The 15,480-nt window shown below is 31.0% G+C and carries 11 protein-coding genes and 1 tRNA gene; all 12 read right to left on the bottom strand.

Annotated elements, in window-relative coordinates; all coding sequences use genetic code 11:
- Positions 1-395: 395 nt before the first annotated feature.
- The 12 genes from IY230_RS03585 to IY230_RS03530 all read right to left on the bottom strand — a co-directional run bounded on the left by IY230_RS03585 (position 396) and on the right by IY230_RS03530 (position 15,479).
- Entirely contained in the window at positions 396-1,244 is an 849-nt protein-coding gene (locus IY230_RS03585; protein WP_196369959.1) for a carbohydrate ABC transporter permease, read from the bottom strand.
- 2 nt (positions 1,245-1,246) lie between these two features.
- Complete coding sequence (locus IY230_RS03580; protein WP_196369958.1) at positions 1,247-2,143, bottom strand: carbohydrate ABC transporter permease; 897 nt, start codon at positions 2,141-2,143, stop codon at positions 1,247-1,249.
- 64 nt (positions 2,144-2,207) lie between these two features.
- Positions 2,208-3,431, bottom strand: a complete 1,224-nt coding sequence (locus IY230_RS03575; protein WP_196369957.1) for an extracellular solute-binding protein — start codon at positions 3,429-3,431, stop codon at positions 2,208-2,210.
- Between the two features lie 73 nt (positions 3,432-3,504).
- Complete coding sequence (locus tag IY230_RS03570) at positions 3,505-5,190, bottom strand: glycoside hydrolase family 13 protein (protein WP_196369956.1); 1,686 nt, start codon at positions 5,188-5,190, stop codon at positions 3,505-3,507.
- Between the two features lie 6 nt (positions 5,191-5,196).
- A complete protein-coding gene (locus IY230_RS03565) occupies positions 5,197-6,207 on the bottom strand; it encodes a LacI family DNA-binding transcriptional regulator (RefSeq protein WP_196369955.1) in 1,011 nt (336 codons plus the stop codon).
- 454 nt (positions 6,208-6,661) lie between these two features.
- Positions 6,662-6,883, bottom strand: a complete 222-nt coding sequence (locus IY230_RS06600; protein ID WP_230852589.1) for a GIY-YIG nuclease family protein — start codon at positions 6,881-6,883, stop codon at positions 6,662-6,664.
- A gap of 60 nt (positions 6,884-6,943) precedes the next feature.
- The gene (locus tag IY230_RS03555) at positions 6,944-10,075 is read right to left on the bottom strand and encodes a type I restriction endonuclease subunit R (protein WP_196369954.1); all 3,132 of its coding nucleotides are present in this window, start codon (positions 10,073-10,075) and stop codon (positions 6,944-6,946) included.
- 6 nt (positions 10,076-10,081) lie between these two features.
- Positions 10,082-11,272 (bottom strand): restriction endonuclease subunit S, encoded by a 1,191-nt coding sequence (locus IY230_RS03550; RefSeq protein ID WP_196369953.1) that lies wholly within the window; start codon positions 11,270-11,272, stop codon positions 10,082-10,084.
- On the bottom strand, positions 11,262-12,749 hold the full coding sequence (locus IY230_RS03545; RefSeq protein ID WP_196369952.1) for a type I restriction-modification system subunit M: 1,488 nt from the start codon (positions 12,747-12,749) through the stop codon (positions 11,262-11,264). Before IY230_RS03545 ends, IY230_RS03550 begins: the two co-directional genes overlap by 11 nt.
- Positions 12,750-13,134: 385 nt before the next feature.
- Positions 13,135-13,218: transfer RNA gene (locus IY230_RS03540), tRNA-Leu, on the bottom strand.
- A gap of 18 nt (positions 13,219-13,236) precedes the next feature.
- Complete coding sequence (gene mgs, locus IY230_RS03535) at positions 13,237-14,433, bottom strand: alpha-monoglucosyldiacylglycerol synthase (RefSeq protein WP_196369951.1); 1,197 nt, start codon at positions 14,431-14,433, stop codon at positions 13,237-13,239.
- On the bottom strand, positions 14,430-15,479 hold the full coding sequence (locus IY230_RS03530) for a lysylphosphatidylglycerol synthase transmembrane domain-containing protein (protein ID WP_196369950.1): 1,050 nt from the start codon (positions 15,477-15,479) through the stop codon (positions 14,430-14,432). Before IY230_RS03530 ends, mgs begins: the two co-directional genes overlap by 4 nt.
- Between the last annotated feature and the right edge of the window lies 1 nt (position 15,480).

Here is a 15,480-nt window from a genome sequence, read left to right as displayed (position 1 = left end):
GTTATATTCCCTCATAATGGATTTTTTACTGATGTGATCATTTAATATCATCTTAACAATCTTTAGTTTGAAGTCAACACTATACTCATTCATAGGTTTTCTGCTCCTTATATTTTTATATTATACAATATGTTCTTTTAGGTGGTACCTATGTGTCCCACTTTTTCATAGCAGAGCATTGACTCAATATAATATACAAAAATAGACTTGATAAATTAATCAAGTCTATTTTTGTTAGATATGCTTATATGTCCGTAACGATAAACATGCATCATACCATTTAATAAAATTTAAAGTTTTGATTCCAACTATACTTAAAGTTTCTTCTTAGCATTTGAAACCTTAAATTTCCTTTAAATAGTTTAACACTGTTTTTTTCGCGAGTTGGCTTTTATTTATCCTTTGATTGAACCACTTGATAAGCCACTTATAAAAAACTTTTGCAGAAGTATATAAATAATCAATACTGGTATCATTGCCATGGTAGTCATTGAAAATACATATCCCCAATCTGTTCTTCCATGCGATTGAAAAAACATTGTAATAGCAACCGGTAGTGTACGATATTTATCTGTTTTCAATATTGCGGTTGACCATCCAAGTTCTTCAAAAGGAAACAAGAAATTTAGAATAGAAATACTTGCAATGACTGGTGATGTCATAGGTAATATTATATTTTTATATACCGTAAATATCGAACCTCCATCAACTTGAATTGATTCTTCAAGTTCTAAAGGTATATTATCCTCAATATAGCCCTTAATTAAAAAAGTGGAAAATGGAGTAACCCATGCTACATAAAATAGAATAACACCCCATACATTATTAACTAATTTAAACATAACTGCTAATTCAAATTGTGGAACGATTAGTGCAAGACCTGGAATCATCATAATGGAAAGTACTAACCCAAAGATAATTTTTTTACCTGGAATATAAAGTCTAGCAAATGAATATGCCAGTGTTGATGACACAATTATTGATATTAAAACTGTCATTAGTGCAACAAAGATTGTATTTAAAAAATAAGTTATAAATGGTGAATTATCAAATACATATTTGAAATTTTCAAGAGTTAACTCACTAAGTGACGGGATAATTTTAGGAGGATATGCAAATACTTGATCATTATCTTTAAATGCAGATACAACCATATAAAACATAGGCAAAACTACAATGATTAATCCAAGTGTTAAGAGAACATAACTAGTTAATTTAAGTGGATCAATTTTCTTTTTAAACATCGTTATTTCTCCTTTCTATTAATAACTTTCAGCATAGTTATTGTAATAATTACAATTAAAGCCATTAAGATCATTGATAATGCTGCAGAATATCCCATATCAAGCGCAGAGAAGGTCTTGAAGTTCAACCAAGTTAATACTACTTCTGTTTGATGATGAGGATTTCCCTCTGTTAAGACTGCAATTGGCGTATAGGTATTAAATGCACCAATCGTAAGCATAACTAAAGCAAATGTAAATGTTCCTTTAATCATCGGAAGTGTAATATGCATAAACTTTTTCCACGCATTCGCTCCATCAATATCTGCAGCCTCATAATAATCCTTTGGAACTGCTTGTAAGGCTGCTAAGAATATAATCATATTCCAGCCTATACCCTTCCATACACCAAGAATTGATGCTGCAAATAATGCACTAAATCGAGTCGATAACCAACCTATTTTTTCATTTGTAATATGTAAAACATCCATTAAAAAGTAATTCATAAGTCCATCATTGTTGAAAATATATCTAAATAAAAGTGCTACCACTACCCATGATGAAATTACAGGTAAGTAGTAAAGTACTCTAAATGGTATTGAAAATTTTGTAATTTTATTAATCATAAGTGCAACTAATAATCCTAATATCATCTGTGTAGGTACAGTAAGTAATAGATATAAGAACGTATTCTCTAATGCTATATGTGCAATTGGATCCGTTAACACTCTATAATAGTTTTCAAATCCAACAAATGGGGATGTTTGATTTAAACCAATATTCCAATCAGTAAAACTCATTAAAAACATTTTAATCATTGGATAAAAAGTAAACATAGATACAAATATTAAACCAGGTAAGAAAATAACCAATGTACGCCAGTCAAATTTTTTTCTAAATTCTTTAAATTTCTCTTTCATATAATACCTCGTCTAATAAATTGTATAGGGAGTTATAATAATAACCCCCATACAAAATCTTCTACTATTTTAGTAATGCATCGATTTGAACTACTGCTGCATCTAGCGCTTGTTTTACTGGTTTAGCTCCTATAATCGCTTCAGAAAAAGCTGCTGCAATAATGTTTTCAATTTCTGACCATTGTGAAATAACTGGTCTTGATTTTGCTGTTTGTAATGCTTCTTTAAATACTGGTAATAAAGGCATAACTTCTAAAACTTCTTGATTGTCTAATGCCGAAATATTGACTGGCATCTGACCTTTTTTAGCCATCTTCACTTGAGCTTCTTCAGAAATCATGAATTTCACGAATTTCCAAGCTGCTTCACGTTTTTCTGTATCCTTTTTATCTAAAATCATGAAATCTTCTCCACCAAGTACTGAAATAGAGCCTTCCTTACCTGCTGGAAGAGGTATAGCACCGTAGTTAATACCTGCTGCATCATTTGATGTTCCTCTCCACGGACCATCTAATTGAAATGCATATTTACCTGCTGCCCAACCATCTGTATCACCCAGCACTGATGGATTCATTGATGAACCAGTTAATGCTTTCGCATCATATAATTGTTTCATTTTAGTAATAACATCAACAACGATGTCACTATTTAGATAACCTGAAGCCGTTGAATTGTCTGGAGCCAAGATATCTCCACCTTCTGACCAAATCATTGGACCAAAATTCCAAATACCTGTCCAAGGCTCAACCATACCAACAACATCTGTTGTTGATACTGCGAGTGCAGCTTCATATAATGCCTCAAGATTAGTTGGTACTTCAACGTTTTTAGCCGCTAATAAATCTTCATTATAAAATAATATTTTCGTATTTGTATTTGCAGCGATACCATAGTATGAACCATTTATTAATGCAGTTGAATTTGGTTGAGCTAGTATTGTTTTTGCAACTTCTGAATAATCTTCAAAATCTGACATTTTCACTAGTACATCTAAACTATGGAATTGAGGTACAAATGCAATATCTCCTCTTAATACATCAGGTAAGACACCTGTACCCGCTCCTAATACAACACCATCACGTAGAGCTGACCATTCCTGGAATACAGCCTCAACTTTAATATTAGGATTTGCTGCTTCAAACTCTTCAATTAATGTATTTAAAACTTGCACTTGACCATCTCCGGCCGAATAATTGTGCCAAAATTCGATTGTTACTTTATCATCAGGTGAACATGCTACAAGTGTTGTTAGTAACAATGTAAAAACCATTAAGTATATTTTTTTCATGTTTATCTCCTTTTTTTATGTTTATTTCATCTAGATAGTCCGAGGGCCCTTCATCTTATCTAAATGATTTTAACTACCTAATCTTAGTGATAGCATATGATTTAGAACCCACTATAATATTAAAATCATTGTTTAGTTCTAACCATTTTAAATCGTCTTTCTTTAATGAAATCGATTCATCAATTAATCCGGGATTAACAACAACTAAATAGGTTTCATTTTCATCATATCGTATAAATGAAAACACCTTTTCGCTTATTTCTAGTATGTTAAAATCACCGGTTTTGAAGACTTGTTTTTTCTTTATTTCAATTAAATCTTTATAAAAATTATATATATTTAAGTCTACTTGATTCCACGTCATTCCTGCACGACATAATGGATCCGTTTCACCCTTCATACCAATTTCATCGCCATAGTAGATTACTGGCATACCTGGTAACAAGAACTGAATTACTGCTGCAATTTTCAGGATATCTTTATCTTCGTTTGCAGTAGTTAAAAACCTTGCTGTATCATGACTATCCAAAAGATTATATAAAATATGGTGGACTTGTTTTGGATAATCAAAATAGATTGATTCAATTTGTTCATTGAATTGTGGTAAATCAATTTCTTTTAAAACTAGAATATCTATTAATGCATCTCTTAATCGATAATTCATTATAGTATCTACTTCATCACCACGTAATAAATCCTGCCCGTTATGCCAAGTTTCTGACATAATAAGTTTTTGCTTACTGGTTGATTTAATGTGTTGTCTAAATGATTTTCTAAACGTAAAATCTAATTCATCTCCCACATCTAATCTCCAACCTGCAACATGATATTTCAAAATCCAGTATGCCCCTACTTTGTTAAAATATGCTTGAACCTCTTTATTAGCTGTATTAAGCTTAGGCATATATTTGTAGTCGCCTACACATTCATAATTCACTTTATCTACATCGAGTTCATTACCATGTATTAAGAACCAGTCCCAGTATTTTGAGTTTTTTTGATTTTTAACCACATCTTGGAAAATATCTGAATAATATCCGATATGATTAAATACGCCATCTAGTACTAATTTGATTTGATTTTTTGACATTTCCTCAACCATATCATTAAATTCACTGTTGGATCCAAATGAAGGTTCTAGTTCAAAGTAATCCATTGTGTCATATTTATGATTTGATGGCGATTTGAATATTGGTGTAAGAAAAACTGTATTTACTCCCAATTCATTTAAGTAGTGAATTTTTTGTTTAATTCCTTCAAAATCCCCACCCATAAAGTTCTCTCTAGTTGGTATTGAATCCCAAGCCACCACTTCTTCAGGATCATTTTCTTTATTCCCGTTGTAAAATCTCTCCGGAAAAATATGATAACAAATATCCCCCTCAAAATTCGTTGGGATATCGAAAATATCATTGTGGTTTACACTTTGGAATTCGAAATATTTTTTAGGAAAACTAGACTGAACACCCGCAGGTGAATAATAATATGTTTTACCATTTTGATTGATTTCAAAAATATAATTTAAATATCTTATGGTATCTTCAAACTCAAGTTCTATGAAATAATACCTGCTATTCCCCATTGGGTTTAGCGAATACATTTTTTTAGTTTTCTTTGTATGATTTCTAAATCTTTTCCAATAATGAAGTGTAATTTCAGATATTTGTTTTGATGTTGCTTCAGCTTTTATAAGAACTTTTGAACGTGATAATGGATATATGTATTCTTTTGTCTCTTTATGTATAATTAATTTGTTCATCTTGTATTACTCTGTGGTTTCTCTTTCTATGATCTCTGTACCAATTAATAATCCTTTATTTTTTATTCCATTGTGCTCAATATGTTCAAAGAGTATCTTTGCACTTTGATATCCCAACTCGAATAAATCAACATCAATTGTCGTGATTGCTGGGTATGAGATTTGCGCAATTGAAGAACTATCAAAGGATATAATTGATACATCTTTTGGAATGCTTTTACCTAATTCACTGAGCGCTTTAATGACTCCAATCGAAATAAGTTCATCTGCACATATAATTGCATCAATATCTGGGTATTTTTTAAATAAATCCTGCGTATTTTTATAGCCGTCATCTTTAGTGTTTTCACATTCAACAATCAACTCGTGTCTAACTTCCAAATTACTTGTAATTAAAGCTTCTTTATATCCTTCGCAACGTTTTACAGAGAACATTTTTTTCTTATCAAGACCTAAGAAAGCAATGTTTTTATGTCCTTTATTTATTAAGAACTTTGCTGCTTGATTTGTTCCTAACTGATTATCTATATCAACCCATGAAACTGGAAGTTTATTTAAAACTGGCTGTCCAATTGAAACAAATGGAATTTGATATTTATGTAAAGTATCTATAAGTGCATCATCAATGATGGTTGATGGTAGGATGATACCATCTGTTCTTCTTGACTTAACTAGATAATCAACAATATTTTGATTTTTTATCATCGTCTTCATATTTGCAACAATAAGCGAATATTCTTTTTGATAAACATATCGTTCAATACCATACATTTCTTCATAAAAATACGGATTTTGGAAAGACACATCATCATCAATATTAACAATTAAAGTGACTGTATACGATTTATTATTCGTTAGTCCTTTAGCAAATACATTAGATGTAAAATTCAATCTTTTCGCTTCATTTTTAACGAGTTCTTTAGTTTTATCAGAAATAGAGGGGTGATCATTTAATGCCCTTGAAATTGTAGAAAATGATAAACCTAAGTTTTTTGCGATGTCTTTAATTGTTGGCATAAATTCCTCCTATTTGAGCAAACGTTTGCTCTACCTGCAATATCTTTCAATATGTAAAACGCTTGCATTACACTTAAATAATACAATATTGCTTAATATTTGTCAATCAAATTGTGCAAACGTTTGCACAGAAAATGAAATGATTTGTTTTCATTCTATTTTTCATAGCAGAGCATATAAAAAAAGCGGCCTTGCTCATATTGAGTTAGGTCGCTTTTGACTTATAATATTAGTTATTCAGTTTTAAATAAGTTAATTTAATTCCATTGTATGTGAAATATGCTGGACCTTGATATGCGCCGCTTGAATTTACATTGCCTTGTCTGGTGTAAAGATCTCTTACTAAAGGTGATAGTAGCCATTGTTCGTTTTCAAATAAAATATGTCGTTCAGCAGTAACAACTGCAGTTATAGTTTCATCACCTAAAAATTCTTTAATGTCAGCTAGTAATTCCTATACAGATTCTGAAGCAATATTAAAAAACCCGCGTCCTTTATTAATTCTTAGATCTGAAATTCTATCAATACTTCTGTGGATCATTCTTTCTGCTTCATTATATTTTCCAGTTTGTAGCGTTGCAAATATTTCATACGGTAGTGGTACTGCAGTATTATACAGCTCTCTACCTCTGACTTCTGGTAACCTACTACTTTTACCCAATTTTAACCCAATCATCTCTAAAACTCGGATTAGTTAAAACATAAACATAACCTTTAATAATTATGACGATCTCCTTTACTTGTTTGTAAACAGTAGTTCAGTTTGTTCTAATATCAATTTAATAGATTCATCATAGTTATTAGGGTTTAATGGATCATCCGGTGGATAGTTATATTTCTTTAGTAAAATTCTAATTTGAAATCTAATATCAGCTCTGACTGTTTCTCTGATATTCCAATCAACCGTTGTACTTGATTTGATTTTATTAGTTAACTCTTTTGCTATTTCTTTTAATATATCAGTTCCCATGATATCTTTGGCTGTAACATTGGATGATAAGGCTTCATAGAATGCATACTCTTCATCTGATAATCCGGTTTCTTTACCTTCTTCACTTGCTTTGGTAATTTCTTTAGCTAAAGAAATCAATTCTTGAATAATTACAGTTGATTCAACTAACCTATTTTGATACTTTCTAAGTGATTCTTCTAACATCTCTGAAAATAGTCTAGATCTTACTATTGTCTTTTTAGAAAACCCTCTTAATTTTCCTTGAATTAACCTTTTGAGCATTTCTACAGCAACATTCTTGTGTTTCATATTTTTAAATTCTTCTAGGAATTCATCAGATAATATAGAGATATCCGGTTTGTCTGCACCGATTTCTGCCATTATATCAATCACTTCATCTGATTTAAGAGATTTTGAAATTAACTGATTCAATTCGTGATCTAATTGGTCAACAGTTTTCTTTTTCGAATCATCTGTAGAAAGTTTTATAATGCCTGCACGGACTGTTTTATAGAAACTAATTTCAACATTTAGTTTTTCTGCTTCTTCAGTTGTTGAACATAAAGAGTATGCTTTAGACAACTCAGAAACAAGTTTTAAATAATCCTTTTTTCTTTCTTCCCTTAATCCTATGATATAGTCAATAGTCTCCATAATAGCTTGAAGTTTATCTGAATTTGTACCACTGAAATATTTTGAATAATCATGATGATGTAACATTTCTCTTATCACATCAATTTTTTCTATCATTAATGAAACTGCAACCTCGGTATCAAGTCCTGTTTCATTTCTATCATCATCTGTATACTCTGATAAGGCCTTTTTAAGGTTATCTGCAATACCAATATAGTCTACAATTAAACCACCTTGTTTTTCTCTAAAAACACGGTTTACTCTTGCTATAGCTTGCATTAGGTTATGACCTTGCATTGGTTTATCTATATACATGGTATGCATGCTTGGCACATCAAATCCTGTTAACCACATATCTCTAACAATAACTATTTCAAGTTCATCATTATTATCTTTCATTCTACGTGAAAGAGTTTCTCTTGTTTGCTTTGTTCCAGTATGTTTTTGCCATTCAAGCGGGTCGCTTGAATTTCCAGTCATTACGATCTTTATTTTACCCTTTAATAAATCATCAGAATGCCATTCAGGTCTTATTTTAATAATCTCATTATAAAGCTCAACTGCAATTCTTCTACTCATCGCAACTACCATTGCTTTACCGACTGGTGTTTCCATTGAAACTTGTCTGTTTTCAAAGTGAGTTACAATATCATTGGCAATATTTCTGATTCTATCTTGACTACCAACTATTTTTTCTAACCTTGCCCATTTACGCTTTAAGGATTCTTGTTGGACTTCTTCTTGGTATTCAGTGATCTCTTCATAATCATCATCAATATTGAAGTAATCATCAGTAAAATCAATTTTAGCAATTCTACTTTCATAATAAATTCTAACAGTATTACCATCAGCTACTGATTGTGCCATATCATAAACAGCAATATAATCACCAAAGACGGCTCTTGTATTTTTATCAGCTGATTCGATGGGTGTCCCTGTAAAACCGATATATGAAGCATTAGGCAATGAATCACGCATGTATTTAGCGTATCCATACTTTTCCGATGCACTATTATTATCAGTAACAATTTTAGCACTAAAGCCGTACTGGCTTCTATGTGCTTCATCAACAATCACAATCACATTGCTTCTATTTGTTAATGGTTCGCTTAATGAGGCTTCAGTAAATTTTTGAATAGTGGTAAAGATAATTCCACCAGAAGTTCTTTTGTTTAATTCTTGTTTTAAGTGTTCTCTTGATTCTACTTGAATTGGATTTGTTCTAAGTAGTTCACTCGATTTAGCAAAGGTTAAATACAGTTGATCATCTAAATCGTTTCTATCTGTAATAACCACAATTGTAGGATTAGATAATTCTTTTGAAGTTATCATTTTAGCAGCATAAAAAACCATTGATAGAGATTTACCACTACCTTGAGTATGCCAAACAACTCCAATTCTTTTATCACCTTCATCGCTTGTAGCATCTAAGCTAGAGGTAACTGCAGTATTAACTGCATGATACTGGTGATACCCCGCTAATATCTTTGTATATTCATGGTTGTTATCTTGAAACAATATAAAATTTTTAATTATATCTAAAAGGCGTTTTTTATGAAACATTCCTTTTATAACTACTTCTAATTGAGGTATCGATGTCGGTGCTAATTTTTCACCATCCATCGTACGCCATGTCATGTACCAATCTTTGTTTGAAGTAATCGTTCCTACTTTAGCATGTAGCCCATCACTTATTACATTAAATGAATTATATATAAATAATGACGGTACTTGTTCTTGGTATGTTTTGATTTGATTGTATGCAGCATCAATAGTAATATTTTCATCTGATGCTGTTTTAAGTTCAAATACTGAAATTGGAATACCATTAACAAAAACAACAATGTCAGGTCGTTTCTCATATTGTGTGTCAATAACTGTATATTGGTTCACAGCATAAAAATCATTGTTATTAATATTATCAAAATCAATAACCTTAACTAAACCATGTTTATTGTCCCCGTTTTTATCTTTATACCTAACACTAACACCATCTGTTAACATTTTTTGAAATGCTTTATTATTTTCAATTAAAGATACGTGCTTAGATATCAATATTTCTCTTAAGGCATCTTTAATTGCAGACTTAGGTAAGCCTTTATTTATCAGATACAAAGACTCTTCTAATTTATCTTTAATTATGACATCATAATAAGATTCCCTTAAAGGATTATCGCCACCAGGACTAATATTTGGTCCATATTCAGTACCATAGCCTAGTTCTTCTAACCATTCTAAAGCTGCTTCTTCAATGTTGGACTCATAGAATCTATTTTCATTCATATTGGACTACTCCTTTATTGGTACTTTAATTTCACCACTCATTAGTTTAGGTAATAGTAAATCTCTTAGTTTAGTTAATTTTTCATTCTCGCTTTTGTTATGTTCAGTGGTATTAATAATATTAGTAAAATAATATGAGAATTTTTCTAACTTTTCATTATCAGGCGTTATAATCTTATAATTTTCTAAGTCACCTTTTGTGATAAATTTAATAACACTACCTCTATGGCCGCTAGTTATTTTATTTAGATTTTCTTTTATCATGAAATAAAATAATCCTGCTAAATTTGAATTCTTTGGTATTAAAACATATGTTCTTTGATAAGCTTCAAATTTACCGCTATAATATTTAACATTAAAGTCTCCATTACCAGCTACTAAAATAGCTGTTCCGTCAAAAGAATAATCAGGAGCTTGAAAAACTTGTTGACTACAAGTGAAAAATTTAAATTTACCATCTAACGTTGCATAATTAGCATTTTTTTTACCTGTTATAACTGGAAAGTAGTCACCTTGTTCTCTGATTTCCCAGCCTTCAGGTATTAAACCCAGTTCACTTTCTACCATTTTTCCACCACTTGATTTGTATGGTAAACCTTCTTCATTTGGAAATTCAAAATCAACAAACCAATGTTTATAAAGGGTTTGGGCTAATTCTTCTAGGTTTTTATTGATTTTGTTATTGAGTTCGATTTTGTCATCAAGCGATGATAGGATGTTTGCTATTGCTTGTTGTTCTTTTAAAGTAGGGAGATTTATTTCTAAATTCGATAATTCTGTAAATGTAATTTGTGGAAATGTTCCTGATCTAGATTCTGCGACTGCCTGTAAAGTTTTTAATGTGTCATTACTCTTTAGAAAATGATATAAGAATTTATTATAAATATCTTTACTTTTAGTTCTTAAAACCATTAGTTTTGTTGATGCAACATAATTATTTGATTCAAAATCAATATAGGCATACCTTTTATTTGCTGGTCTTATCTCACTATATAAAATATCATTTCTCTTAAATGTTTTTTTGAATTGACCTGCAACATTAACAGGAAACACCTTACTGTGATTAAGGACTTTTCCTTCAAGAATATCAGATGTATTAACCAATACAACTGTTTGATTTTCACTAAATTTATATGTTTCTGATACTGTATTTATGAGTTCAAATAATTTCGTAGTTTTCCATTCACTATAGCTCATAACCAATGCCTCTTAAGTTCTCTTTAATCTTCTCCTCAAGAGATTTAGATTCTTCAAACAATTCAGAAAGCTCAGAGGTTAGTTTTTCCATCTTTTCTTCAAATGGAATACCATCATCTTCAACTTCTTCAAGTCCAACATATCTTCCAGGAGTTAAAACATAATCGTGTGTTCTAATTTCATCGAGTGTTGCTGATTTACAAAAGCCATCTACATCTTCATAACCATCATTGTTTTTCCAGTTATGATATGTAGAATAAATTTGTTCCATTTCTTCTTTAGTCAATTCTCTATGTCGTCTGGTTTCCATGTATCCCATTTTTCTAGCATCAAGAAATAAGACTTTATCTTTTCTATTTTCTTTATCTTTAGACATAATCCATAAACTTACAGGTATTGAAACGTCATAAAACAACTGAGAAGGCATTGCGACTATACAGTCTACTAATCCTTCTTCTAACATGTTTTTTCTAATTTGATATTCTTCTTTTTGACTTGTTGATAATGATCCATTAGCTAAAACAAATCCTGCTGTGCCTTTAGGACTTAATTTGCTTACCATATGGCTAATCCATGCATAATTGGCATTACCTGATGGAGGTGTTCCCCACTTCCATCTTGCATCATCTGTTAAATGAGCATGACCCCAGTCTTTAATGTTAAATGGAGGATTAGCTAAAATATAGTCTGCTCTTAAGTTTTTATGTTGATCATTAGTAAATGTGTCAGCATCCCTTGCACCTAAGTTACCATCAATACCACGGATAGCTAGGTTCATCTTTGCTAAGCGCCATGTTGTCGCAGTATACTCTTGACCATAGATAGAAATATCACCAATTTTACCTTGATGTTCTTCTACGAATTTAGCTGACTGAACAAACATACCACCAGACCCACAACATGGATCATAAACTCTACCTTTGTATGGTTCTATCATATTAACTAATAAATCAACCATGGTTGGTGGTGTATAAAATTGACCTTCACCTACACCAAACTTCTTTAAGAAATATTCATAAACTCTACCTAATACGTCTTTTGCTCTTGCTTCTTTTCCACCTACATCAAATGAAAACATATCAATCATTTCACCTAATCTAGTTTTGTCTAATTCTGGTCTTGCATAATCTTTAGGTAAAACATTTTTCAATGTTGGATTTTCTCTTTCAATTAAAATCATTGCATTATCGATTACTTGTCCGATAGTAGCTTGTTTAGCATTGCTTTTAATAAAATCCCATCTTGCTTCTTTAGGTACAAAAAATACATTCTTAGATGTATATCCATCCCTATCTTCTTCTAAACCTGGATACTCAACCTTTATTTCTTCATATCTTTCTAGAAATGAATCAGATATATATTTCAAAAAAACCAAACCTAATACTACGTGTTTATATTCAGAACTTTCAATGTTTCCCCTTAGCTTATCAGCCATTTCCCATAATTTATTCTCAAATCCTAATATTACTGATGACATCTTATCTCTCCTTCTAAAAATAATCAAAAATATATATCGATATTTGCATTAATTATAGCACTAAAAGCGGCTTTTTGAAAGAAAAACCTTATTAACATTATATTAACAACCTCTTTCAACTTAATTTTATAAAATCATGAATTATTATAGATTTCTTGTAATCGTTAAATTGTTGAGTAATCGTTAAATTGTTGAGTAATCGTGTAAATTGTTGAGTAATCGTTAAATTGTAGTTGCACTTTTGACTATTAACACTAAAAAGTCCCGAACAAACACCACTGCTGATATCATTTTAGAATATACAGAAACGGCAGATAGGGAAAAAAACCCTATCTACCAAACAAAAAAGGCTTGATACGATTGTATCAAACCTATTCTTTCAACTTGGTCCCCGTGACCGGACTCGAACCAGCACAGTCTTCACTACTTGATTTTGAGTCAAGCGCGTCTACCATTTCGCCACACGGGGATATAAGCAGGCATAAGCCTACTTTTTATTCAATTTTTCGTTGTTTTTATCTATTAAATCCAGATACAATGTTTCACAACTTTTTGCATATACTTCTTTAGCATATGGTTTTGTTGAGTTTTCAGCATTTTTAGATAGTGTGCTTAATATCTCAGGGTTTTGTCTAATGTGAATTAGATGTTTAACTAGCTCTTCATTCTTATTAAAGAAGATACCATTTTTACCATCTTCAACAAACGCATCAAATACATCATCATATCTTACTATAATAGGAAGTGATGCTGCAAGTGCTTCTACATAAGTTAGTCCTTGAGTTTCAGTTGTAGATGCATTTAAGAATACATCTGCAATTTGATAATAAAGACCCACTTCTGTGTTTTTGACAAATCCTAAAGTATTAATATACTTAGATGCTTTTTTAGAATCTATCAGTTTGTCTAATGTTGGTTTATCCGGGCCATCACCGATGATGATGAATCTCGAATTCGGATAACTCTTATAAAATTCTATAAAAGCTTCAACCAAATCACCAATAGATTTTTCTTTAGCAATTCGTGCTACAAGGATAGCTACAAACTCATCATTTCTAATGCCTAACTTATCTTTAAGTGCTTGTACCTGATCTACTGTGTGACTTGACTTATAAAACGGTTTTAAATTGATACCTGAAGGGATAATTGTAAACTCACCATCATGTTTCAACCTAATCATTTTATCATAAATTTTCTTAGTTGGAACAATTGTCATATGACAATTTTTAGTATATTGATTATTTATTTTAGCCGCTAACTTTTTAGCTACATTTGGTGCAAATTTGGTAAGTAACTTGGATACATAATGGGTGTAGTCCTGATAGCTTGTGTGTAATGTATAGACACTAGGAATACGTTCTTTTTTTGCAACCGCCAAACCTAATTTACCCATAGAAAACTCTGTGTGTATATGCACAACATCTAGTTTGAGTTTACGTATTTTTTTGACATATCTTTTAACAAAAGGAACTAACCTAAAACCCTTTAAAGATTTTCTTGGTATAACCCATCCTGGAATACGAATCACACTCGGATCGTTTTCTAATTTATCTTTAGATGGAATAGGCGTAATGATATACACCTCATGTCCTAAGGCTTCCAGTCCTTCTTTTAAATTAACTACCGATGTGACTACACCTGAAATAAGTGGTAGATACGCTTCTGAAAATATTCCTATTCTCATTTAGTTGTTCTCCTAGTTTTTAATAATAAAAAACCGATAAATCCAAATAGTAAACCTAAGTAGTACGTAACAATACGCCATATTAACATAACTGTTACAACTTGCACACTCGGCATTTTACCTGTTAATAATAAGCTAAACGAAAGCTCCGTGCCACCACTTGCACCAGGTAGAGGTACAAACATCATGGTTGTTACAGCTAGTATACTTGAATAAAACAAATAGAATGCATTATTTATACTTATTGATTGACCAAGTGCTCTTACTATGATTACTGTTGTTGAATAAAGTAGCGTTAAAGAAATAAGTTTTGTTAGTGAACTTAGGATAAATACACGTTTTTTTGTAAATAGAAATTTGACTCCACCTTGAAATTCATTAACAAATTTTTCAGTTCTTAATTTTAATTTATTAGCTGTTTTCTTGGTCCAATTAAATCGCTCAAAGAATCTAAATATTGCTTCAAATAATTTATATGCAGTTCGAACATATCCCAATAAGAATAATCCAACTAGGATCGCTGTATTAATCGTATAACCAATAAGTATGTAGATAATATTATGACCCATTACATTTAAAATATCTTGAAAATAAATAGCCATACCGATTGTAGATAATATAACAGATACGGTTTGGAAGATAATAAAGTTTACCGCAAGCACTGATGTTGCTTGATTCGATGCAACACCCATTTTCCTATAATAATATAACTGAAATGGTTGGGCACCGCTTGAAAATGGTGTGATGCCATTAAAAAATGTTTCAATAGACTGTATTAAGAAGCCGTCCACTAAACTAATCTCTTTATTTAATGCTCTAAGTACAATATGATTAGAAATTGATAAAAAGACAAAACTTAAAAAACTTGCTCCTAATGCTAGCCATAAAAACCTATTATCCATGGTTTTGATTGTACTAAATATTTCATTAAAATCGTTTAAACTACCAACAATAGTGAAGAGTGTTAATAGTATAACTACTACAACGATTCCATTTAACCATAATTTATTTGATTTTGTATTGTTGTTATTACTATTATTTTCCATA

The organism is Acholeplasma laidlawii (assembly GCF_015709225.1).
GTDB lineage: Bacteria > Bacillota_I > Bacilli_A > Acholeplasmatales > Acholeplasmataceae > Acholeplasma > Acholeplasma laidlawii_A.
Note: the sequence above shows the minus strand (reverse complement) of the source record. Positions and strands in the feature narration are given on the sequence as shown.